At 30.1% G+C, this 25,976-nt stretch carries 19 protein-coding genes and 1 tRNA gene; 16 read left to right on the top strand and 4 right to left on the bottom strand.

Annotated features, from left to right (window positions below):
- Positions 1–46 precede the first annotated feature (46 nt).
- The 16 genes from MRZ80_RS06075 to MRZ80_RS06000 all read left to right on the top strand — a co-directional run bounded on the left by MRZ80_RS06075 (position 47) and on the right by MRZ80_RS06000 (position 21,459).
- A complete protein-coding gene (locus MRZ80_RS06075) occupies positions 47–418 on the top strand; it encodes a metalloregulator ArsR/SmtB family transcription factor (protein ID WP_292537299.1) in 372 nt (123 codons plus the stop codon).
- A gap of 68 nt (positions 419–486) precedes the next feature.
- Positions 487–2,853 carry a cation-translocating P-type ATPase gene (locus tag MRZ80_RS06070; protein WP_292537294.1) on the top strand — a complete coding sequence of 789 codons (2,367 nt, stop codon included), beginning with the start codon at positions 487–489 and terminating at the stop codon, positions 2,851–2,853.
- Between the two features lie 571 nt (positions 2,854–3,424).
- Positions 3,425–3,631, top strand: a complete 207-nt coding sequence (locus MRZ80_RS06065) for a histone family protein (RefSeq protein WP_292537292.1) — start codon at positions 3,425–3,427, stop codon at positions 3,629–3,631.
- Between the two features lie 420 nt (positions 3,632–4,051).
- A tRNA-Cys gene (locus tag MRZ80_RS06060) sits at positions 4,052–4,122 on the top strand.
- A 205-nt stretch (positions 4,123–4,327) separates the two neighbouring features.
- Complete coding sequence (gene cysS, locus MRZ80_RS06055; protein WP_292537510.1) at positions 4,328–5,698, top strand: cysteine--tRNA ligase; 1,371 nt, start codon at positions 4,328–4,330, stop codon at positions 5,696–5,698.
- Between the two features lie 235 nt (positions 5,699–5,933).
- Positions 5,934–6,548 carry a 4Fe-4S dicluster domain-containing protein gene (locus MRZ80_RS06050; RefSeq protein ID WP_292537289.1) on the top strand — a complete coding sequence of 205 codons (615 nt, stop codon included), beginning with the start codon at positions 5,934–5,936 and terminating at the stop codon, positions 6,546–6,548.
- An 11-nt stretch (positions 6,549–6,559) separates the two neighbouring features.
- On the top strand, positions 6,560–7,528 hold the full coding sequence (gene hdrB / locus MRZ80_RS06045; protein ID WP_292537508.1) for a ferredoxin:CoB-CoM heterodisulfide reductase subunit HdrB: 969 nt from the start codon (positions 6,560–6,562) through the stop codon (positions 7,526–7,528).
- Positions 7,521–9,851: an FAD-dependent oxidoreductase gene (locus MRZ80_RS06040; RefSeq protein ID WP_292537287.1), complete on the top strand. Its 2,331-nt coding sequence runs from the start codon at positions 7,521–7,523 to the stop codon at positions 9,849–9,851. Before hdrB ends, MRZ80_RS06040 begins: the two co-directional genes overlap by 8 nt.
- Positions 9,852–9,967: 116 nt before the next feature.
- Positions 9,968–12,187, top strand: coding sequence for an ATP-dependent helicase (locus MRZ80_RS06035; RefSeq protein ID WP_292537286.1), 2,220 nt, complete (start codon positions 9,968–9,970; stop codon positions 12,185–12,187).
- 550 nt (positions 12,188–12,737) lie between these two features.
- Positions 12,738–14,114: a 2,3-diphosphoglycerate synthetase gene (locus MRZ80_RS06030; RefSeq protein ID WP_292537285.1), complete on the top strand. Its 1,377-nt coding sequence runs from the start codon at positions 12,738–12,740 to the stop codon at positions 14,112–14,114.
- 323 nt (positions 14,115–14,437) lie between these two features.
- A complete protein-coding gene (thsA, locus tag MRZ80_RS06025) occupies positions 14,438–16,045 on the top strand; it encodes a thermosome subunit alpha (RefSeq protein ID WP_292537281.1) in 1,608 nt (535 codons plus the stop codon).
- A gap of 143 nt (positions 16,046–16,188) precedes the next feature.
- Positions 16,189–17,478, top strand: coding sequence for a histidinol dehydrogenase (hisD, locus tag MRZ80_RS06020; RefSeq protein WP_292537279.1), 1,290 nt, complete (start codon positions 16,189–16,191; stop codon positions 17,476–17,478).
- 178 nt (positions 17,479–17,656) lie between these two features.
- Positions 17,657–18,976: an aspartate--tRNA(Asn) ligase gene (aspS, locus tag MRZ80_RS06015; protein ID WP_292537276.1), complete on the top strand. Its 1,320-nt coding sequence runs from the start codon at positions 17,657–17,659 to the stop codon at positions 18,974–18,976.
- A gap of 156 nt (positions 18,977–19,132) precedes the next feature.
- Positions 19,133–20,149 (top strand): AraC family transcriptional regulator, encoded by a 1,017-nt coding sequence (locus MRZ80_RS06010; RefSeq protein WP_292537273.1) that lies wholly within the window; start codon positions 19,133–19,135, stop codon positions 20,147–20,149.
- A 53-nt stretch (positions 20,150–20,202) separates the two neighbouring features.
- Entirely contained in the window at positions 20,203–21,168 is a 966-nt protein-coding gene (locus tag MRZ80_RS06005; RefSeq protein WP_292537271.1) for a hypothetical protein, read from the top strand.
- Between the two features lie 126 nt (positions 21,169–21,294).
- Positions 21,295–21,459 (top strand): 4Fe-4S binding protein, encoded by a 165-nt coding sequence (locus MRZ80_RS06000; protein ID WP_292537269.1) that lies wholly within the window; start codon positions 21,295–21,297, stop codon positions 21,457–21,459.
- 263 nt (positions 21,460–21,722) lie between these two features.
- Here MRZ80_RS06000 and MRZ80_RS07380 read toward each other — a convergent pair whose 3' ends face one another.
- The 4 genes from MRZ80_RS07380 to MRZ80_RS05985 form a co-directional block, all read right to left on the bottom strand.
- Positions 21,723–21,839, bottom strand: coding sequence for a symporter small accessory protein (locus MRZ80_RS07380; RefSeq protein ID WP_342765192.1), 117 nt, complete (start codon positions 21,837–21,839; stop codon positions 21,723–21,725).
- Entirely contained in the window at positions 21,832–23,439 is a 1,608-nt protein-coding gene (locus MRZ80_RS05995; protein ID WP_292537266.1) for a sodium:solute symporter family protein, read from the bottom strand. Before MRZ80_RS05995 ends, MRZ80_RS07380 begins: the two co-directional genes overlap by 8 nt.
- A gap of 197 nt (positions 23,440–23,636) precedes the next feature.
- Positions 23,637–24,380 (bottom strand): 3-oxoacyl-ACP reductase family protein, encoded by a 744-nt coding sequence (locus MRZ80_RS05990; RefSeq protein WP_292537263.1) that lies wholly within the window; start codon positions 24,378–24,380, stop codon positions 23,637–23,639.
- A 200-nt stretch (positions 24,381–24,580) separates the two neighbouring features.
- Positions 24,581–25,975 carry an MATE family efflux transporter gene (locus MRZ80_RS05985; RefSeq protein WP_292537260.1) on the bottom strand — a complete coding sequence of 465 codons (1,395 nt, stop codon included), beginning with the start codon at positions 25,973–25,975 and terminating at the stop codon, positions 24,581–24,583.
- Position 25,976 lies beyond the last annotated feature (1 nt).

Genomic DNA, 25,976 nt, shown 5'->3' with positions numbered 1-25,976 from the left:
TTTATATAGGACATATGAATAAACATTCATATGAAGAGTGATTCATATGAGTGATGAGAAAAATAATATTGCAGACGATGTATGTCAAATAAAAGAAATCCACATAGATGCAATAAAAAAAGCCAAAGAAGGCATGGATTCAGAAGAAACATACATGAAACTAGAAGAAACATTTAAAATATTTGGGAATACAACAAGGCTTAAAATAATGTCACTTCTTGTAATAGAAGATCTATGCGTATGTGATATATGTGAAATACTAAACATGAGTCAATCAGCAGTATCACATCAGCTAAGAACACTAAGAAGTAAAAATCTAGTGAAATACCAAAAAGAAGGAAAACTTGTACGATACTCATTAGCAGACAAACACGTAGTAGAAATACTAAATATGGGTATAGAACACGTCCTTGAATAAAAAAATAACCACCCACACTAATAAAAAAAAAATAAACTCCCCTAAAAAAACATAGGGAAGGTGAGAAATTGGAAAACAAAACTAAAATAAATGAATGTTATGAACCAGAATGTCATGAAAAAGCATGTTTTAATCCAGAACACTTCAATTTTATATGTATGGATCCAGAATGTGAAAATCTACATTGCATGAATCATCAACATTACAACAAACAACTACTAAAAAACTACCAACATGAAAATGGTCTAGATATAGATGCAAAAGAAGAACACCATCACCATCATGACCATGAAGGACACCACCATCATCACCATGAACATACAGATTCATGCACAGATGATGAATGTCACTGCCATGAAGAAGATGAACACCATCACCACCATCACCATGAATATGAACATGAAGATGAATGCTGCTGTTGTGATGAAGATGATGACTGCTGTGATGATGATTGTTGTTGTGATGATGACTGCTGTTGTGGTGAATCTGGAGATATAAAAATATGTAACTGTGAAGATTGTGCAGATGAAGATGAAGAAGATGTAATTAAAGAAGGAATACCACTCATACAAAATCGTGCAATACAAATAATACTTTCAAGTGGAATATTATTTGCAGCAGGAATAATCATGGATTACATGTCAATTCAGACAATACCAATGATACTATTTCTGGTAGTAGCAGTAATATCAGGATATGACATAGCAAAAATGGCAAAAAAAGCAATACTAAGACATAACATAACACCAGCAGTACTAGTATGTATAGCAGCAATAGCATCGTTCATAATAGGACACTTTGAAGAGGCAGCAGCTGTAACATTTCTATACTTTGTAGCAGAATTCCTAGAAGACTACTCAGAACACCGTGCAAAACATTCAATAAAATCATTAGTTGAAATTGCACCAGAAACAGCACTACTAATGCGTGATGGAAAAGAAGTTGAACTACCAATAAATCAGGTAGAAGTTGGTGAAATAACATTAATAAAACCTGGAGATAAAATACCACTAGATGGTGAAGTAGTAAAAGGAACATCAAATGTAAATCAAGCAGCAATTACAGGAGAAAGTACACCAGTTATTAAAAATATTGGAGATAAAGTATTTTCAGGAACTGTAAATGAGGATGGATACCTTGAAGTAGTAGTTAAAAAAGCTGCAAAAGACAGTGTATTATCAAAAATTGTATCACTTGTTCAAACAGCACAACTTAACAGATCACAAACAGAAACAATGGTTGAAAAGATTGCAAAATACTATACACCAGCAATCATTGTAATAACTATACTTGTAGCATTTATTCCACCATTACTATTTGCTCAACCACTAGTTGATTGGATTTATCGTGCATTATCACTCATGGTAATATCATGTCCTTGTGCATTTTTAATATCCACACCTATTGGTATGGTATCAGCAATTACCTCTGCAACTAAAAAAGGAGTTTTAATTAAAGGTAGTAGTTATGTTGAAGAGATGAGACATATAAATGCAATTATCTTTGATAAAACAGGAACACTTACAGAAGGAAAACTAGAAGTAAAAGATGTAGAACTTTTAAGTGAAAACTACACACAAGATGATATGATTCAAATTGCATCAACACTTGAGAGATATTCATCACATCCAATATCAAATGCAATAATAAAATATGCACAAGATAATAACATACCTGATGCTGAAACTAAAGACTTCAAAAACATTCCAGGAAAAGGAATAAAAGGAGTAATAGGTGGTGTTGAATACTACACAGCAAATGAATCATTAATTGATGGTGGAAATTTTAATATAACAGAATCTGACATCCTAAAATATACAAAAGAAGGTAAGACTGTTGTATATGTAGGATGTAAAGAGGAAGTAATAGGAGTTATCACAGTTGTAGATAAAATACGTGATGAAACAATTGATGTTATTGCAAATCTTAAAGAACAAAACATTGAAACTATCATGTTAACAGGTGATAATAAAACAGCAGCACAAAGTGTGGCAAATACTATTGGTGTTGACTATGTATATTCAAATCTATTACCTGAAGATAAAATCAACATTCTTGATGTAATACGTAATAAATTTGGTGATGTTGCAATGGTTGGTGATGGTGTAAATGATGCACCAGCTCTTGCACGTGCTAATGTTGGTATTGCAATGGGAGCTGTTGGTTCTGATGTGGCAATTGAAACTGCAGATATTGCACTTATGCAGGATGATCTTACAAAATTACCATATCTTTTCTCATTAAGTAACAAGACAATGAGTATTATTAAACAAAATATTAAAGTAGCACTTACAGTTAAGTTCTTATTTGTAATTCTTGCAATACTTGGACTTATAACACTTATGATGGCTGTAGGTATTGGAGATTTAGGTTTAACATTGCTTGTTATATTAAACTCATTTAGAATAGGAATAGTAAAAGATCCAATATTTTAGGATTCTTTTATTTTTTTTTATCTTTTTTTTAGAGTTATAATCTCTATTTTTTTTTAATTAATTTTTATTTAATTTTATTTATATTTCATAATTCTTTTTTTTAAATATTGAATGTTTTTTTCAGTTATTTTTATTAAAAGTAGTGTTATTTGATCTTTTAGGTTAAATTAAATGCTCTTTTTTGTGTATTTTATTTTAATAATTTATGTTAACTTTGTTATATGTAGTAAATTATATATGTAATATTTATGACATATTTGTATTAATTTTTAATTTAATTGGTAATACTGTTAGTATTTAATTTATAGAATTAAACAATGTTTTGTTTTTTTAATATTTTTGTTAAACACTTTTTAAAGTAGGTGTGTTTTTGAGATTGTTGTTCATAAATAATTCATTTTTTTAAATTTCTTTTGTTTTTTTCTTAGAATTCTTTTATTTGCCTATGCAATAGTTTTAATTTTTATGGACTATTTTAAAGCCTTAATCTTTCTTTTTTACATCTATAATTCAAAAATAAGAAATATATAAATACTATTAGATTAAATTATAATATAGTGGAGGTGAAATTATGGCTGAATTACCAATAGCACCAGTAGGCAGATTATTAAAAAATGCCGGAGCAAACAGAATAAGTGACGATGCTAAAGAAGAACTCGCAGAAGTACTAGAAAGTATTGGAACAGAAATCTCAGAAGACGCAGTAAAGCTTGCAAAACACGCAGGAAGAAAAACTGTTAAAGCAGCAGACATAGTTTTAGCATGTCGTGATTTATAATTAAGGAATTCGTCAGAATTTCTTTTTAATTACTTTTTTTTATGAATTTTATTTTATTTTTCACTATTTTTTAAAAATGTCTTTTTAAATGTTTATTTTATTAATAATTTTAACAAACCTGTAAAATTTTTTCTAAATTTATTTATTTTTATAAACATTGTTTAATTATGATTTGTATTATTGAATATTATTAATAATTACTAATTATTACTAACTTTATTAAAATTAGTATTTTATTAATACTTTTTTAGAAATATCTTGTAAAATTTATTTTAATACTTACTAAATTATTTTTTAAAGTACTTTTGTATTTTTATTTAAATTTTATTGAATTTTTAATTCAGATACCAAAACATTTATATATAAAATAAAAACAAAATAATTAATAGTGTTATACTAATTAATACTATTTTTACATATGCCAAGGTGACCGAGCGGCTAGGTGTGTGGCTGCAGACCATAATACTAGGGTTCAAATCCCTACCTTGGCTTTTTAAAACACATAACAAAACTTATTTTTTAAAACTTAACTTAAATAATTAAACTAATTTTCTAATAAAACTAGCTATTTTAGTAAATAATTTTATAATTTTAAGAAAACATACATTAAATATAATAAAAGAAATACTTACTCTACTATTTTTTATAGTATTTAATTAATTAAGTGGATTAATTCAGGAGAATTAAGATATAATGATAAATGTTTACAGCACAATGAGTCGTCAAAAAGAACCATTGAAAGTCGAAAATAATAAAATAAAACTCTTTGTATGTGGACCTACAGTGTATGATTATTCACACATAGGACATGCAAGAACATACATATCATTCGATGTAATAGTACGATATCTTAAACATGAAGGATATTCAGTATTCTATCTACAAAACATCACAGATATAGATGATAAAATAATAAACCGTGCAAAAGAAAGAGGAGAAGATCCACTAGAACTTGCACATAAATTTGAAGCAGAATACATCAAAGATATGGAAACATTAAATGTTAAAAATGTAAACTTCTATGCAAGAGCAACAGAACATATGCAGGAAATCATAGATCAAATACAAGATCTAATAGATAAAGGATATGCATACGATACACCAACAGGAGTATATTTTGATGTATCAAAATTTGAATCATTTGGAAAACTATCAAACAGAAACCTAGATGATCTTCAAAATACAAGAATAGAAGTAGATACATCTAAAAAAGATCCAAAAGACTTTGCACTCTGGAAAAAACAAGATGAAGGACCTTACTGGGATTCACCATGGGGAAATGGAAGACCAGGATGGCATATTGAAGATACAGCAATAACAGAATCATACTTTGGACCACAATATGATATACATGGTGGAGGACTTGACTTAATATTCCCACACCACGATGCTGAAATTGCACAGATGGAAGCAGCATCAGGAAAAGAACCACTAGTACAATACTGGATGCATACAGGATTTTTAAATGTACGTGGAGAAAAAATGAGTAAATCACTAGGAAATTTCATTACAATTAAAGAATTACTCAAAGACTATGAACCTGATGTATATAGATTCTTTGTACTTTCAACACATTACAGAAGTCCTATAGACTTCAGTGATGACATACTAAAACAGGCAGAAAACAGTCTTAAACGTATACAGAACACTGCAAAATTAGTAGTTGCACAACAAGAAAATGATAACTTACCACAAGATGATGAATGTTCTATTATTGATGATCTTGAAAGTTTCAGATCAGAATTCTTTGATGCAATGAACAATGACTTTAATACACCTATTGCACTTTCAAGCCTATTTGATTTCACACATAAATTAAATAAGGTAATTGCAGACAACCAGGTGTCAGCTGAAAGTCTAGCTTTAATTGTTGATACATTAAAAGAAGTTGAATCCATCTTTGGATTTACAATAATTGTGGAAGATGATGCATCTGAATCATCAGATGAACTTCTTAATATTCTTACAGATGTAAGAAGTCAACTTAGAGCTGATAAAAACTGGGATCTTGCAGATAAAATCCGTGATGATTTAGCAGCTTTAGATATTAATCTTGAGGATAAATAGATAACATCCTCATACTTTTATTTTTTTACTTTTTTTCTAAGATTTTAAACTATTTTTGTGTTGTTTTTTCTTTATTTAATTAAATTTTAATAGACATAAAAAATATAACTATAGTTATATAAATAAAGATTAAAATAATATAAAATTTAAATAATATATGAAAACTTAATAAAAAAAAATAATAAAAGAAAACTAAAACTAACACAAATCATTAAAAAAAATAATAGGTGATTATATGACCAAAGTAAAAAGACGAGAAATGGGTCAAAAAGAAGATGAAAACGATCTAGCACACAAAGTGCTAAATGATATAAAAGCATCACCAGATCTAGGACTACTAAGATGTGTACAATGCGGAATGTGTGCATCAACATGTCCAGCATCAAGACACTCAGACTACGATTCAAGAGTAGTAATAAAAAGAGTGCTAGACAACGACACAACAATACTAGAAGATAAAGACATATGGAACTGTTTCTACTGCTACAACTGCCACAGTATATGTCCTGTAGGAAACAGTGTATGTGAAGTAAACCAGATACTAAGACAAATGGCAATAGAACAAGATGAAGGAAAAAAACAAATAGTATCATTCATAAGCTTTGCAGACAGCTTTATAGACAAAGGACTAGGAATAATACCACAAGAATACTGTGGACAACTATCAGAAGACTATGGAAAACATTGGGACAACCTACAAGAACACCTAGAAGAAGTAAGAGAAGAATTAGGGCTAGAAAGTAGATTTTTACTACCTGAAGCTGAAGAAGAAGTAGGAAAAACATTAGAAGCAATAGGATTTAAAAAACGAGTAAAACAAATAAAAGCAGTAGAAGAAGATGATGACTAATGAGTGAAAAAATTGATAAATTTATACCAACAAAAGACATTACACTATTTAGAAGTTGCCTTGTATCTGCCGAATACCCAGGAGTTGAAGCATCAACAAAGTATGTATTTGACAAGTTAGGAATAGAGTATGTAATAGATAGAAACCAATCATGCTGTACAGGACTAGGACACTACTATGATATATTCGATGAAAAATCAACAGTAGCACTAGCAGCACGTAACTTCAGTCATGCAATAGAAAACAAACACAAACACTACGTACCAATGTGTGCAACATGCTATGCAATACTAAAAAATGCAGCAAAAACATTAAATGAAGATGATAAAACACGAGAAGAAATCAATGAAGCATTCAGAGAAAATGGACTTGAACACCTCCAATACACCAAAGGTGACATAGATGTACGTGATGACATAACACACGTTGTAGATATACTCTATGCAATGCGTGATAAACTACCAAAATACAAAAAGACTGATCTTTCAAATGTAAAAATAGCAACACACCATGGATGTCACTACTGTAAAGTACACTATGATGACACACTAGCAGGTGTAAGAAATCCAATGGTAATAGATGAAATATGTGAAGCAATGAAAATACCAACAATAGGATGGTATGATCATAAAAGACTAACATGTGGAAATGGATTCAGACAAAGATATGCAAATCGCCAACTTTCACTTGAAGCAACAATGGATAAATTTGACAGTCTATTTGAAGAAAAAGTAGATGTACTACTTGTAATGTGTCCAAACTGTCAGATACAATTTGACAGATATGAAGAATTAATACAAAGACAAAAAGAAGAAAAACACTACATGGCAGTATTAAACATAGCACAACTTGTAGCATTATATATGGGAGCAGATCCATACAAAGTACTTGGAATACAAACACACACAGTAAATGTAGAACCATTACTTGACAAACTAGGAGTAGAATATAACAGTGAGGAGGATTACTTACATGAGTGATGATGAAAATCCAAGAATAGGAGTATTTCTATGTCATTGTGGAGGAAACATCTCAGATGTAATAGATCTTGATGCAATTGAAAAAAAATTACTAGAAAATAAAGATATAATCTCTGTAAAACATCATCAAAATCTATGTTCACATGAAGGAAATCAAATAATAAAAGATCAAATTCTAAGAAATCACCTGGATCGTGTAGTAATAGCTGCATGTTCACGAATAACTCATGGAAATACGTTCCAAAACTATATAAAACCATTAAATCCATACCTATTTGAAATGCCAAACATACGAGAACAATGCTCCTGGGTAACAGATGATCCAAAAAAAGCAACAAATAAGGCATTATCACTCATAAACTCTGCTGTTGAAACAGTAAAATATGATGAACCACTAGCAAAAATACCAACACAAGTAAAAAATAAAGTACTTGTAATAGGAGCAGGAATTGCAGGATTAACATCAGCTGTATCATTAGCAAATCAGGGAATGGAAGTAATACTAATTGAACAAAAAGCAGCAGTTGGAGGATCAATGGTAAAAGTAGGAAAGGTATTTTCACCAGAAAAACTAACAGAAGACTGTGCAGCATGTCTACTTAATCCTGTAATAAGTGAAATGATACAACATGAAAATATACGTCTTCTAACAAATACAACACTTGAAAAATCAGAGAGAAGATCTGGAAACTTTGATGTAATGCTTAGTAAAAAACCAGTATATGTAGATCCATATAAGTGTACAAGCTGTGGACGTTGTACAGCAGTATGTCCAACAATAGTACCAGATGACTGGAATGAAGAATTAATAACAAGAAAAGCAATATATAAACCATTTCCACAGGCAGTACCAAGTACATATACACTTGATGATGAAAATTGTATCAAGTGTGGTGCATGTCTAAAGGTATGTCCAACAGATGCAATTAATCTAGATGCAATAAATGATGTAATATCAGAAACTGTAGGATCAATAGTAATAGCAACAGGACATCAAAGATACGATACATCACAACGTCCAGAATATGGACATGAACTATATGATGATGTAATAAATCAGATGGAACTAGCACGTATAATGGGAGTAAATGGGCCAACAGAGGGAAAACTACTTGTACCATCAACAGGTAAAGTACCAAGACGTGTTGTAATGATACAATGTGTAGGATCACGTGACCAGATGCCAGGAGGACATAAATACTGCTCCAAGGTATGTTGTATGATAGCTCTAAAACATGCAAATCTTATAAGATCACATTATCCTGATACTGAAGTTATAATATGTTATACTGATATGAGAACAGTAGGAGTATATGAAAAATACTATAAATATTCACAAGATAATGGTGTACAACTAATACGTGGAAGACCTGGTGAAATTGCACGTGAAGGAGATCATATGCTTGTAAGAATAGAAGATACTCTCACATCAACACGTGAGGAAATTCCAACAGACCTCATAGTTTTATCAGCAGCACTAGAATCATCACAGGGAACAATAGATGTGGCAAGTAAACTTAATGTAGCACTAACAGAGGATGATTTTATTAAAGAAAAACATCCAAAAATGAAACCTGTAACAACAGATATAGAGGGAATCTTTGTATGTGGAACAGCACAAGGACCAAAAGATATAACAGATAGTATAATTCAGGCAAATGCTGCTGCAACAAAGATATCAGAACTTGTAAATGGTGGTCTTGAAGTAGAACCATACATTGCACAGGTAAATGTTAAAAAATGTATACTCTGTGGTAAATGTACACAGGAATGTGTATATCAGGCAATTACAAAAAGTAAACATTCAATATCAGTTGATCCAATATCATGTACAGGATGTGGTGTATGTATAATGGCATGTGAACGTGAAGCAATAAGTATACAAGGACAAAGTGATGAAAGACTTGAGGCAAGTATTCGTGGAGCACTAAAAGATAAAAAACCAGGTGAGCAAATTATCATTGCATTCCTTGATGATATAGGAAATGTATCAGCAAACAATATGGGAATAAACCGTGTAAGTTGTCCTGACTCTGTACGTATAATAAATATTCCATTTATAAATCGTGTAAAATACAGACACATCAAGTATGCATTAACTCATGGTGCAGATGGAGTATTCCTTGGTGAATACCCTGATTCTCCAAAACATACAGAGATACGTCAAAATGTTATTACAATGAAAAGAAAACTTGAAGATGAAGGAATAAATCCAGATAGATTAATAATACATGGTGTATTTATTCCATACTTTAGAGGTCTTTCAAAACAATTCTTTGAATTTGATGAACAACTACGCCAGATTAATCAACTTGAAAACTAAATTAACCCCCTATTTTCTTTCTTTTTTTAAAAATACTATTTTAAATATGATCTTTTATATACATTCTAATTAGAAATTCATCAAGGAAATATAAAATTTAATGGGGAATTAACTTAATGATAAATGAAGATAAGTTTGTTGAACTTGCAAAAACAGTTCTAAATCGTAATATAGAAGATAATCTTGATCAGAAAAAAGCAGTACTGGCTGATGTTTATGATGATCAGTTTATTGTTGCAGGACCTGGAAGTGGAAAGACCACAACACTTGTTCTTAAAATACTAAAATACTACTTTGTTGATGGTATAAATCCAGAAAATATGATGGTGACAACATTTACAAAAAAGGCAGCAGGAGAACTTGAAAAAAGAACAATAAATTGGGCTCAAAAAATAGCAGATGCAATAGATGAACCACTTACTAATTCATTTAAGAAAATGAAAATAGGAACACTTGATAGTATTGCAGAAGATTATGTTTCAAAACATGATGATGTAAGTGTTATTGATAATTTTACAACATCAGCTCTTATGATGCAAACATTACTTGATGGAGATCGTCAAGAAGATAAACAATTAAAACAATTTATCAGAGATCTTAATGGTGGATCTGCAAAACTTAGTGTTTCTGAGATAAATAAGAAACTTATAGATTTTAGATCTGCTGTATATAATGATATGGCAGATATATCAAAGATGTATGCAGAAGCTGGTAGTGAAAAAATAGTCTTTGATATACTTAATGAATATGAAGTTAAACTTAAAGAACGTGATATTCTTGATTATTCCCTACTTGAAAGACGTTTCTTTGAACTTCTACAAGAAGATGCATTTGATGATCTTATAGATAACTTACAAGTTCTTCTTGTTGATGAATACCAGGATACTAACTATCTTCAAGAGCAGATATATTTTAGAATTGCAAGTTATGTTAAAGATAATAATGGTTCAATAACAATTGTAGGTGATGATGATCAGTCACTATACAGATTCCGTGGAGCTAATGTATCGTTATTTATCAACTATGTAGAACGTATAAGTGCATCTGTTGGAATAAAACCTAATATAGTTTATCTTCATGAAAACTACAGATCATCTGCAAATATTGTTAATTTCCTAAATGATTATATTTCAGTTGATGAAAAATACACACAGTGTCGTACATCACAAAAACCTGACATAGTTGCTACAAAAACAGCAGAAAATGGATATCCAGTAGTCGGAATTTTCAGAAATAATATGGAAGAGCTGGCAAATGATATTTCACACCTCATATATTCACTTAAAATGAATGAAGAGGTAGAATTTAAGGGTATAAATTCATCATTTAATGTGAAGTTTAATGATCCATCAATAGCATACCTGTTATATTCACCACAGGAGATAAATAAAGGTAACAATAAAAAACTTCCATATTACATACGAGAAAATCTTCTCAAACTTGATGAGGACATCATGGTATTTAATCCACGTGGACAAAATATAGAAAAAACAGAAATAGCATCACTAATGTGTGGACTTATGCTTATATCTATTGATAAAGATAAACAACTTGAATCATCAGTAAGTAATATTCCAAAAAGAACACAAAAAACATTAACACAATGGAGAGAATATGCAACAAGCTATATTAATGAAAAAGAAGAAGAACTAGTAGTTGAAATTGATGAAGGAAATGTGTATATGCCAGACTTAATTAACATTATAAAAAATGAATCACAATTCCTCATAGAACAAACAGCAGAAAATAAGATATATTATGATATAATTTGTGAAGCAATAGAACAAACAATAGATGCAATAGCATATGAAGGATATATTTCATCAAAACAACTATTTCACAACATACTATTTCCAATAGCACTAGGAGTAATGGAGATAGATGATGAATCATTTGGAGATATAAATCTTGATGAAACAGTAAATATCATGTCAATACACCAAGCAAAAGGTCTTGAATTTGATGTAGTAATAGTGGATGTAGGATCAGATATTAGAAAATTAGATAATTATTCAGAATTTAAAATATTCCCAAAAAAGCCTGGAGATACATATGGAATTGAAAATTATATAAGAGATGATTATTCAGATCTTAATGTTGTTGATAAAGATGTTGCAATTGATGAAGCATTTAATGAAATAATAAGACGATTCTTTGTAGCATACAGTAGACCTAAGAGTTTACTAATACTATGTGGTCTAAATAGTATGCGTATGGGTATTAAAGGTAACTTTGGAAGAAAATACATACCAAACATGGCAACAGGATGGAATCGAGATAAAGTCTGGAAGTGGGAAAATCTAGATAATTTATTTAATACAATAGATAAAATTTAGATAAAATCAGTATGAAAGTAGTAATTTAATAATAAAATAAGTTAAGTTTAATAAAAAAAGTTAGTTAATTTATAAAAAAGGATAGTAAAAGAAACTATCTTTTATATCTTTTTTCTCTTACTCCTCTTCCTTTTTTGTTTCCTTGTTTTTTGTAACCGGATCTAGGTCTTGTTCTTCTGTTTGTACCTTTTACTTTTGCCATTATTTTCCCTCCTATCTAATTATCTTTTTAAATTTTAATTGCAATTATTTAAAAATAAAGTTATAACTTCTTGATAAAAATCCTTGAATACTATAGATTATAATTTCAAGATTCATTTTTTATAAAAAAATTGTGAATACTAAAAAAAATCTAAAGTAATTTATCATGAAATAGTATAATATAATTTATCTTAAAAGTTTAATATATATTTTATTATTTTTTTAATATTTTTTAACTTAAAAAAGAAATTAATTCAAATATCTAAATTATAATAATCATGTTTTATAAAACTTCAATTAAATACTTTTAAATTTCAAAAAAAAGTATAAAAATTCGATGTGAATTATTATGGATAAAGATAAAGTTTTATGCCTAATTGATGGAGAACATTACTTTCCTGTAACAAAAGGAGCAATTGATAAACTAGAAAGTGATGGATATGATGTTGAATTACTTCTTTTAATAGGAGGAACAGAAAAAGTTCGTGATGGAAACATTGATGTAATTTCTGAATTATTTAATAAAAAAGTATTAATGGCAGAAGATACATCAGACATCCCATATGAACTAATTGAAGAAACAATTAAAGATAACGATATAAAACTTGTAATGGACTTATCAGATGAACCTGTAGTAAACTATACAAAACGATTTAAAATAGCAACAATAGTATTATCTCTTGGTGCTACATATAAAGGACCAGACTTTGAATTTAATCCACTTGAAGAGTTTGATGTCCTTGAAAATCCATCCTATAAAATTATAGGAACAGGAAAACGTATAGGAAAAACAGCAATATCAGCATATACTGCACGTCTTATAAGTGAAGATGCTAAATTTAAACCATGTATTGTTGCAATGGGACGTGGAGGACCTGAAATTCCAGAAATTGTAGAAGGAAATAAAATAAAACTAACACCAAAATACTTGATGGAACAATCAGATAAAGGACTTCATGCAGCATCAGATCACTGGGAAGATGCACTTATGAGTCGTGTACTTACTGTTGGATGTCGTCGTTGTGCAGGTGGTATGGCAGGACGTGTATTTAGAACAAATATGAAAAGTGGGGCAAGAATGACAAATGCTCTTGATACAAACTTTGTTGCAATAGAAGGAAGTGGATCTGCAATACCTCCAATTAAAACAGATAAACAAATAGTACTTGTTGGAGCAAATCAGCCACTTGAAACAATAACAAGCTACTTTGGACCATATCGTGTAAAACTTGCAGATCTTGTTATAATTACAATGTGTGATAGTGAAATTTGTTCTAAATCAAAACTTAATGTAATAATTGATGAAATTAAAAGTATAAATCCTAAAGCTGAAGTTATTCCAACAATATTTAGACCAGCACCTGTTGAATCAATAGAGGGACGTAATATTCTCTTTGCAACAACTGCTCCTGAATCTGTACAGCCTCTTATGAAGGAATACTTGGAGGAAAACTATGGATGTAATGTTGTTGCTATTTCATCCCACTTATCTAATAGACCAAAACTTAAAGAGGATATTAAGGAAAATATTGATAAAGTAGATGTTATGTTAACAGAACTTAAGGCTGCAGCTGTGGATGTTGCAACAAAAGAAGCATTAGAACATGGTCTTGAAGTTGTTTATTGTGATAATATTCCAATTCCAATAAGTGATGATTATGATCTTGATAAGGCTATAATGGACGTTGTTTATGATGCTGTTGACACTTTCAATGCAAGAAAATAATATTTTTTAATATTATTTTTTATTTTTTTTTAATGAAAAGCGTAAAGTATTTATATAAATTCAAACACCTTAAAATATAGTTAAGTATAATATATATAGATAATAAAACTATACTTTAGATAGAAATTAATTTATATTAATATTAAAATTGTTTTATTAATTATCAATTTTATTATAAAAATTCAGTCTACAAAAAAATAAATTAACAACATGGGAATCATTTTTTAGATTTAAAAGAAAAGTTTATTTATTTAATCAGTTTACTACACAAAAAAATATACTTTAATAATATAAATCTATAAAACCCTTGGAGGATAATTAATATGGCAAATAACAACCAACAACCATTAGTAATTCTAGCTGATGGATCATCAAGAACCATTGGTAGTCAAGCAACTAGAAACAACATAATGGCTGCAAAATTATTATCCAACGTACTAAAAACCACCCTCGGACCAAGAGGAATGGATAAAATGCTTGTAAACTCAATTGGTGATGTAACAATAACCAATGATGGATACACCATACTCAAAGAAACAGAACCTGATCATCCAGCAGCACAAATGATTATAAATCTTGCAAAAAGACAGGAAGAAGAACACGGAGATGGAACAACAACAGCAGTAGTACTTGTTGGAGAATTATTAAAACAAGCAGAAGTTCTATTTGAAGAAGGACTCGACACACCAGTAATAGCAAAAGGATTTGAAAAAGCAGCAGATAAAGCATTAGAAGTACTTGATGACATATCAATGGAAGCAAGTAAAGAAAACCTTATCAAAGTTGCAAAAACATCAATGTCTGGTAAAGGATCATTCTCAAACCTTGATGAAATGGCAGAACAATTAGTAAATGCACTTCTCGATGTAGAAGAAAAAGGTAAAATTGACGCTGACATGATCAAAATAAGAAAAATCCACGGAGCTGCAGCAGAAACTACAGAAATATCAGAATGTGTAACTGTAGATAAAAATGTTGTAGAATCAGAAATGCCAAAAGATGTAAAAAATGCAAAAATAGCATTATTACAATATCCACTTGATTCTAAAGAACTTGAAACTGATGCAAAAATCACAATAACCAGTCCTGGAGAATACCAAGACTACCTTTCAAAAGAAACAGAACTACTTGCAGAAGAAATACAAACAATTGTAGATTCAGGAGCAAATGTTCTTTTCAACAACAAAAAAATCAGTGACAAAGGACAAAACCTACTTGCAGAAGCAGGAATTCTAACAGCAAAAAGAGTAAAAGCTGGAGACCTAGAAAGACTTGCAAAAGCAACAGGTGCAAACATTGTAAACAATGTAAAAGAATTAACAAGCGACGATATTGGTGAAGCAGAACACGTATATGAACGTGTTGTATATGAAGATCGTGAATACATCTTCATTGAAGGATGTAAATATCCTGGAGTTCTTAACATCATTGTACGTGGAAGTACAAAATACGTAACAGACCAACTTGAACAAGCATTTAACGATGCAATTGGTGCAGTAACTAAAGCAATGGCTTCAGATAAAGTATTACCTGGAGGAGGAGCAGCAGATATTGCAGTTGCAAAAGAATTAAAACAATATGCAAACACCTTTGAAGACAAAGAACAAGTTGCAATAGTTGCATTTGCAAAAGCACTTGAAGAACTTGCATTATCTCTTGCAGCAAACACTGGTCTTAACACAATTGATATTCTAACAGATCTTCTCGCAGCACAACAAGACTCACCAAACATGGGTATAAATGTAATGACACGTGAAGTTTCAGACATGCTTGAAGATGGTGTTTTAGAATCTGAAACTACAAAAGCAGCAATAGTAGATGGAGCAGCATCAATTGCAGTTGAAATTCTAAGAATTGACGATGTAGTAGCAGCAAGAGCAGAAACACCTGTAGGTGGAGATATGCCAGGAACACCAAATCCATGGATGTAGGTAAAATAAAATAAATTATTTTCTTATAATCTACCCTAACCACCCATATTTTTTTTCTTTTTTTATAAACATTCATAAATTATTAAATAGATAACTATTATTTAGAAAATATAACACCAATAAAATAGGAGGACTATGATTCAATGTTAGAAATAGTTAATTTAAAAAGAGAAGATTTTCAAAAATATTCACAAAGAATTCAGATGAACTCAAGCGATGTACTAATGCCAGTTCAAGAAATTATAGACAATGTATGTCAAAATAAGGATAAAGCTTTACATGACTACACACTAAAATTTGATGGAGCAGATATTGATAACTTTAAAGTAGATGAAAAAACCATCACAGAAAGTCTTAATAAAATAGATCCTGACTTTAAAAAAGCATTAGAAGATGCAGCAGAAAACATTAGTAAATTCCACAAAGCACAAATACCAGAAGATTGGACAATGGAAGTAAAACCTGGAGTAAAAGCAGGACAAATCATAAGACCTCTTGAAAAAGTTGGATGTTACATTCCAGGTGGACGTGCTGCATATCCATCATCAATTCTCATGACAGTAATTCCAGCAAAAATTGCAGGAGTAAAAGAAATAATCTGTTGTACACCACCTGATAAAGATGGAAATATTGCAGATGAAATACTTGCAGCAGCAGCAATAGCAGGAGCAACAAAAATCTATAAAGTAGGTGGAGCACAGGCAATAGCTGCTATGGCATATTCAACAGAAACAATACCATCTGTTGATAAAATTGTAGGACCTGGTAACATCTTTGTTGCAACAGCAAAAAAACTTGTATATGGTGATGTAGATATTGAATTCCCAGCAGGACCATCAGAGATGCTTGCATTATGTGATGATACAGCAAAACCAGAATATATGGCAGCAGAACTTCTTGCACAAGCAGAACATGATCCTAATGCTGCAACAATAATGGTTACAACATCATCTGATGTTGCACAAAAAACAGTAGATTGTATAAACTCTGAACTTAAAGAACAAAAAAGAGCAGAAATTATTGAAGAATCATTATCAAAATACTGTCACATACTAGTTGCAGATAATATGCAAGATGCAATAGATTTCACAAATACATATGCTCCAGAACACCTTGTTGTTGTTACAGAAGATCATTATAAAACTTTAGAATCAATTAATAATGCAGGTTCAATATTCCTTGGTAATCTAACACCTGTTGCAGGTGGAGATTATGGTTCAGGAACAAACCACGTACTACCAACAAGTGGTGGGGCAAGAATGTATTCAGGACTTTCATCTGAAAGCTATCTTAAAAAACCTACAATACAGGAATTAACACAAGAAGGTGTATTAAATATTAAAGATATGGTTATAAATCTTGCTGAAACTGAAGGATTATTTGCACATGCTGAATCAATACGTAAACGAGCAGATGATATTGAAGATAACTAAGTAATCACCCTCTTTTTTTCTTTTTTATTTTTTTTTATAATAATTTACTTTTTTTATAATAATTCTTATTAATTATTAAGAAGATATATAATTACATATACCAAATTATATAATCTACAAAAATATTTTTTTTCTTTTATTTAGATTAATTATAATATATAATGACAGGTGAAAAATTTTGACAGACATATTTGAAAAAGCAAGAAGAACACATTATTCAAACGAATTAACTGAAGATCTTGCAGGTGAAACTGTAAAGATAACAGGATGGGTACATGAAATAAGAGATCTTGGTGGAATAGTATTTGTATTAATCAGAGATAAAAATGGTATAACACAACTTACAGCACCAAGTAAAAAATTATCAGAAGAAATGATGGCTGATGTACGTGCAGCTAGAAAAGAAACTATTGTAACTGTAACTGGTACTGTACAAAAATCACCAAAAGCACCAAATGGTGTTGAAATCATACCTGATAATATTGATATTATAAATGTATCACAATTACCTTTACCACTTGATACAACAGAAAAAGTAGATGCAGAAATGGATACAAGATTAGATGCTAGATTCATGGATTTAAGAAAACATGATGTAAGTGCTATCTTTAAAATTAAAAGTCAAATGTTACACACAACACGTAACTACTTCTATGATAAAGATTTCATAGAAATTACAACACCTAAACTTGTAGCATCAGCAACAGAAGGTGGAACAGAACTTTTCCCTATTACATACTTTGAAAAAGAAGCATTCCTTGGACAAAGTCCACAGCTTTACAAACAGATGATGATGGCAACAGGTCTTGACTGTGTATTTGAAATTGGACAAATCTTCAGAGCAGAAGAACACGATACACTAAGACACTTAAATGAAGCATTATCTATTGATGCTGAAATGTCATTTAAAAGCCAGGAAGAAGTAATGGATATTCTTGAAGATCTTATAAGAAACATTAATGCCGATATTGCACAAAATTGTGCATCAGAACTTGAATCACTTAATCATGAACTTGATATTCCATCTGAACCATTCCCTGTTGTACCATATGAACAGGTTATTGATATTGTAAATAGTCATGATGTTGAAATGAACTATGGTGAAGATTTAAATCGTGCAGCTGAAAAAGTTCTTGGTGAAACAATGGGTAGTTACTACTTTATTACAGAATGGCCTAGTGCAATTAAACCATTTTATGTAATGCCTAATGCAGATGATCCTGAAAAAAGTACTGCATTTGATTTAATGTATCGTGATTTAGAACTTTCAAGTGGTGCACAACGTGTACATGATTATGATTTATTATATTCACAAATTGAAGCTAAAGATTTAAATCCTGCTTCATTTGAAAAATATCTTGAAGCATTTAAATATGGTATGGCTCCTCACTCTGGTTGGGGTATGGGTGCAGACAGACTTACAATGGTTTTAACTGGAGTTAAAAACATCAGAGAAACAGTTCTCTTCCCAAGAGATAGAAGACGACTTACACCTTAGGTGTGAATCTCTGTTTTTAACCTCTTTTTTTTCTTTGTTTTTTATTTTTTTTTAATTATAGTAAAACTATTATAGATATGTGAACTAATTTTAATTGTAGAGAAATTATTAATAAAATTTTAAATAATAGTAATAAAAAAAAGTGGAGATAATCAAATGGTTTTAACAGAGTATAGTATAGGTAACAATGTTAAGATAAAAGATGAATATCTCCAATATTTAACAGTAGAAAAGATTGTTGGTGGTCATAAATTAATAATAAATCCACCATATAAGTCAAAAATTGAAATAGATTATTATAATATACTTCCACAGATGCAAGTTATAGAGACAACAGCAAAACTTGGAAGTAATGAATCAAATTATGATGGAATCTTTGAATTTTTAAATCCTAAAGATACAATTATTATAAATTGTATAATTAAAGGACGTTGTCAGGTTCCTGCAAATACTAAAGATAAATATCTATTTTTAAAAGATGGAGATATGAATATATACTCAATTGATGAATATCCTGATACATTTAATTATGGTGAAGGAACCCATATTTTAAATATAATATTAACAAAAACAAGTGGTCAAGTATTAAAATCATATTTAAATACGAATGATGCTATTAATAATTTATTTAGAATTATTAGACGCCATCCAAACTTGATATATACTAATAACAATCAAATTGAGGAAGTTTTAAATCAGATAATAAACTTCAATTCATCAATGGAGGGTGTAAAGAAAGGTTATTTTCGTATTAAATTCCTGGAATTAATGATACATATTTATAACTTTGATATGGTTGATCCTGAAGATGATCCTAAACTTAAAACATTTACTGATTCTCAAATTCGTGTTGTTCGTAAGATTAAAAATATGATTTCACGTAACATTGGAAGCTATGCATCACTTGATGATTTATCAGTTGAATTTGGAATTAATATTACAACACTTAAAAGTTGTTTTAAAGAGATGTATGGAAGACCGTTATATTCATGGTATCGTTCATATAAGTTCCAAAGAGCAAAGGATTTAATTGAAAATACAAATTATCCAATTACAAAGATTGCAAGTATGATTGGATATAAAAATAGTAGTAAGTTTTCAAAGGCATTTAAATCAGAAATTGGCGTGTTGCCTTCAGCTTACCGTAAAAATTCAAAGAAAGCCGAAACTTAACCTCCAATTTATTCTTTTTTTTATCCTTTTTTTTAAATAGGGAGTTGTAATTTATGAGTGATGAAAATATTTTTAAAGATGAAAAGCAGTTATTTGAATTAACAGATGATATTGATTTTACACAGTTAAATAAAAAACAGCAAAGAGAATTGAAAGATCAGATAAGTCCTAAAAACTATAATTTATTTGTATATGATACACATATGGATGATGAAATATTTGAAACTTACATGGTAGGTTCATATTTATACAATCCCTGTGATGTATATGGGGTAGGATGTCTTACAAATCAATTAAAAAATACAAGATTTTACATATTATCAAAGGAGTTTCAAGAGATTCCAAAAGAACACTTAGTTGATGAACACAAAAATATGAATCTTGCAGTATCAGGAATACTAAATTGTTTCAAAATACTAGACATTACAAAAACAGAAGATGATAAAAGACAACTACTACTTCTTCACTACAACAGCTTTGAAGAATTAGCATTAAATCATAAAAAAACACCAATAGAGAAGAAAGCACAAAGCATACTTGATGAAAAACTACAAACACTACCAAAAGTAGATGATGAAATAGATCTTGATGAATTAAACTATAAAATCACAACAGCAATAGGTATAAATAAGACAGAGTCAGGATATGAACTATTTAGTAAAGATCAAATCATATTCTATCTTGAAGTGCTATCTGAAATCGTTGAAAAATATGATATTGACATGGTATTTGAATTTACAGATAAATATGACATAGGATACATCATTAATGTATATGAAAATTCAATAGAAGACATTAAAGATGATGAAAACTACAAAGAAAATAAAGAGAAAATCATAAAAACATACATTAATACAATTCTTAATTCACTAGAAGTTTCAGAAAATTTAGGAAATAATGAAACTATGGGAATATTTGATGATTTTGACGTAAAATCAGATTCAGAAAAGCTAAAAGAAGTAAGTGACATGCTTGATATTGATGAAGATAAATTAAAAGAATTAATAGATCCAAAATAGATTAGATATTATTTATTTTAATATTTTTAGGTGTTTATAATAATAGTAAAATATATATTAAAATTCTCATAAAAAGTTAATTGTTAGTTAAAAAACTAATATTATATATTAATAAAGGTGATAAATATGGCTTACCAAATAGGAGATAATTGTGTTGCATGCGGATTATGTGTAGAAGCATGCCCAGTAAATTGTATTTCAGAAGGAACTCCTTACACAATAGATGCAGACGCTTGTGTTGCATGCGGATTATGTGCAGAAGCATGTCCTGTACAAGCAATAACAGAATAGATGAAGTAGCGTAGAGCTATTTCTCTTTTTTTAACTTTTTTTTAGACGCCTTTTTTATCATAAATACCACTTTTTTTAATATAAACTTATTTTTCAAAAATCAATTCTTATTTTCTATAATATACAAAATATTATTTAATTTAATTTTTAAAAAAAAATAGAACTAATTTTCCAAATAAAAAAAAATACTAGAAATAATTTATAAAAAGAAATAAATTTAATAAAATTTCAAAATAAAAAAAAAGAAAATAGGAAAGGAAGATTTAATCTTCACTATTCCAGTTTTTTACACCATAAATTATACAAATTAATGTAATAATAATACATGAAAGATATGCTGCAATAATCATTGGATCTGTAAAACCTAGAATCTCAATCATTTATATCTCCACCTTCAGTTTTACCTTCAAATAATGCATCAATATCTTCTTGTTCTTTTTTAGAATTCTGTGTAAGAAGTGATACAACAATTGTAATTATAAATGAAAGTGGTAATGCAATAACCATTGGATCAACATACGGCCATGGCATAGCAGTAAATAGAACACTTTGACCAGTTAAAGCTTTACAAATTCCAAGTCCAACTGCCTCTTTTTTATGAGTAAATATAAGACAGAAAAGACTTATAAGTGTACCACTAGTAATTCCAGCAATAACTCCCTGTTTTGTTGCACGTTTCCAGAAAAGAGCACAAATATATACAGGAAGGAATGCTGCAGCACAAATACCAAAGAATATACCAGTACCTTGAGCTACAATGTTTTCAGGTAATATGAATGCTAAAACTACAGCAATTATAATAGCAATAAGAATACCAATTCTTGTAACTTTTAAGCTGTCTCTTTTATGACCTTTTAGCACACCATAAATATCGTGTGATATTGAAGATCCCTGAACATGGAACTGTGTACTGATTGTACTCATAGCAGCAGAAAGTAGTGTTAACATAAAGATATATGTAAACCAATTCGGCATTGCTGCATTAATAAATGTTGGAATAATCTTATCAACATTACCACCAGCAGCAGTAATTGCAATTTGTCCTGTATGCTGGAAGAAGTATACATTTGAAAGTGCACCTACAATGTATGCTGTGAATGTTGTTACAAATATAAATACACCACCAACAAGAACTGCACGATTTAATTCTTTATTTGATTTTACTGTCATAAAACGTACAGCAAGTTGTGGTTGAGCTATAGCTCCAATTCCTACACCAAGAATAATTGATGAAACAAGATTCCACCAGAACGGCGATCCCATCGTTGGGAATGTTGTCCACCCTGTTGCACCTGTTGCCTTGGCTGATTCTGGAAATAGAGGTGCCATCTGTGTTAACATGTGATGAGCATTAGTTACTCCACCAAGCATGTGATATATACTTACAAGTAAGATAAGCATTCCAGCAAACATAATTGTTCCCTGTAGTGCATCTGTATACATTACACCTTTAAGTCCACCATATATTACATAAAATCCTATAATAATTGCAAGGATTATAATACAAATTTTAAAGTCGATATTTACTGTTGTTTCAAGAAATCTGGCTGCACCAATAAGTACACTAGCAGCATATATAGGCATTGAAATAAATATTAAAGCTCCACTGAAGTATTGTATAAATTTACTATTGAATCTTTTTGAAATAAATTCAGGAAATGTTAAAGCATTAAGAGCTTGACCCATCTTACGTGTACGTTTTCCAAATACTACAAATGCAAGAAGAATACCAACTGCAATATTTAAAAATACAAGCCATAGTATACCTATACCATTAGTTCCAGCAAGACCTCCAAAACCAATAATAGCCGCCGTACTTATAAATGTAGCACCGTAACTTAATGCCATGATGTATGGATTTGTTTCACGACCTGCTACAAGATAATCAACTGAGTTACTTGTACGATTATATGCAACAAATCCAACAAGTAGCATTAAAAGAACATATACTACGATAAGTATTGCTAATAAACTATCCATTTTTTTCTCCCATATTAAGTTAATTTAAAAAAAAGTTAATCTTTTTATAGTTTAGTATTTATTCAAACTAGTTTTTATTATTTTTCAAGTAATTAAAATTAAACATTGTAGAATATTTATATGAAATATAGTAAAATTATTTAAAAAAAATATAAAAAAAAGGAATGGTAATTTGGAGGTTATAATCTTAAAAAGATTTATGTCATTGTAGCTCCATCAACTGATAGAATTTCACCTGTTACATAGGATGCCATATCACTTGCAAGGAATAAGAATGCATTTGCTATGTCTTCAGGTTGTCCCATACGTTTAAAAGGTATTGTTGATGCAATTCTTTCAACTACTTCTTCTGGGAGGTATGCTACCATATCTGTTGCAATTACACCAGGTGCTACTGCATTTACACGAATATTTGCAGGACCAAGTTCACGTGCAAGAGATTTTGTAAGACCATTTACTGCAAATTTTGATGCAGGGTAACTACATCCTGATGCTTGTCCATAGAGTGATACCATTGAACTTGTGTTGAGTATTACTCCTTCACCTTGATCTTTCATAATTTCTGTAACTGCTTTTGTACATACATATATTGCATTTACATTTAAGTCAATTGTTCTTTGGAAATCTTCAACACTAAGATTTTCAATTGGTTTGTCTTCTGCAACACCTGCATTGTTTACTAAAATATCGATTTTTCCATATTTTTCTTTTATTGTAGCAAATGCTTCTTTAATTTCTGCTTCATCTGTTAGTTTAGGATACATTCCTTCAACTGCATAGTCAGGATTAATTTCATCAAGTTTTGCTAATGCTTTATCTACTGATTCTTGTCTTGATCCAAATAGTACTACTTTACATCCATTGTCGAGGAATGTTTGTACTGTTGCAAATCCTATTCCTCTTGTTCCACCTGTTACTACAGCTACTTTATCTTTTAACATTATAATTTTCTCCTAAATATTATTATTTATAATTATTTATCATGATCTATTTATAATTAATTATAATTAATCATTACATAAAATATAATTTAGAATAATGTTAAGTTTGTTTTAATAGATCTATTAAAAATAAGAAAATATAAAAAAAGAAAGTAGAATTAATCTATAATTCTACAAATATGAGGTTTAAGTTAGAATATCTATAAGTCTGCATTTTCTGGTGGATGATAGTTTGATCTGAGACGTTTAAGATAAAATAATGCAAATCCTAAACTTATAAATCCACCAATAATACCACCAGTTACAACTCCATAGTAAACACCGTATTCTCCAAGACCAAATACTAATGCAAAGAGTATGGAACATACAACTTCAAGTAGTAATGATCTGATAACTGTAAGTGCAAGTGATGTTGTACCTTTACCAACACCTTGGAATAACATTGCAGCTACTGCTCCCATACAAATACTGTATATGAATATGATCATAATACGTATAATTTCTGCAATACGTGGTGCAAGTGTTGAACTTGATCCAAATGCAAAGATCATACTTATTTGTGGTGCAAATATGTAGAATAATATTACCATTACTGTTGTAATAATAAGACCCATTTTGAGGGTGTAGGTAAATGCATTTTTAAGTTTTTCATAGTTGTGAGCACCATATGCTGCTCCTGCAACTGTAATTAATGCTGTACCAAGTCCCATGATAGGAATGTTTGCAATTTGTATAAGTCTTAATGCTGCTGTATATGCAGCTACTGCTGCTGTTCCTGCTGTTGTTACAAGAAGCCAGTTTTCAATTATACCAAGTATACTGAAGATAAGGTTTTCAGCTGTAGATGGAATTGCAATGTTAAGAATTCCTGTTATGATTTTTCTATCAGTTTTATAGTTTGATAGTGTTAAATCAAGGTATGTGTCTTTTTTGTAATGTATCCAGTAAAGAAGTATAAGACAGCTCATTGCAGCTGATATTACTGTTGCCCATGCTGCTCCACTAATTCCCATTCCTAGTGTGTAGATCATTATAGGGTCAAGAATAATGTTTATAATTGCTGTTACTGCCATTGCATACATTGCACGTTTTACATCTCCTTCTGATCTTAGAATTGCTGTTCCAACGTTACTGTATATAAATACAATCATACATCCAAATACAATGTATCCATAATCAAGTGCTGTTTGTGTAGCTGATCCTGCACCCATAACATCAAGAATCGTTGGGAGTGCAAGACACATTACAACAGCTCCTACTATTGATATTATTACAGTTAATACTAGACTATGTAATGCTGTGTTGTTTGCCTGTTTATAGTTATCTGATCCTATAAAACGTGCAACTAGACTGTTTACTCCAGCTCCAACTCCATTTCCAAGACCAACAAGTATCATAAATAATGGTGTGATAAATCCTACTGCTGCTAGTGCATCTGCTCCTAGTCCTGCTACCCATACACCGTCTGCTAGGTTGTATGCCATTACAAGAAACATACTTACCATCATAGGCCATGCTAGTTTTTTAATTGCAGTTTTATGATCTCCTAGGAGTAGTTCAATGTTACTATTTTTTTCTACTATTTCATCTGCCAAT

Source organism: Methanosphaera sp. (assembly GCF_022768985.1).
Lineage (GTDB): Archaea > Methanobacteriota > Methanobacteria > Methanobacteriales > Methanobacteriaceae > Methanosphaera.
Note: the sequence above shows the minus strand (reverse complement) of the source record. Positions and strands in the feature narration are given on the sequence as shown.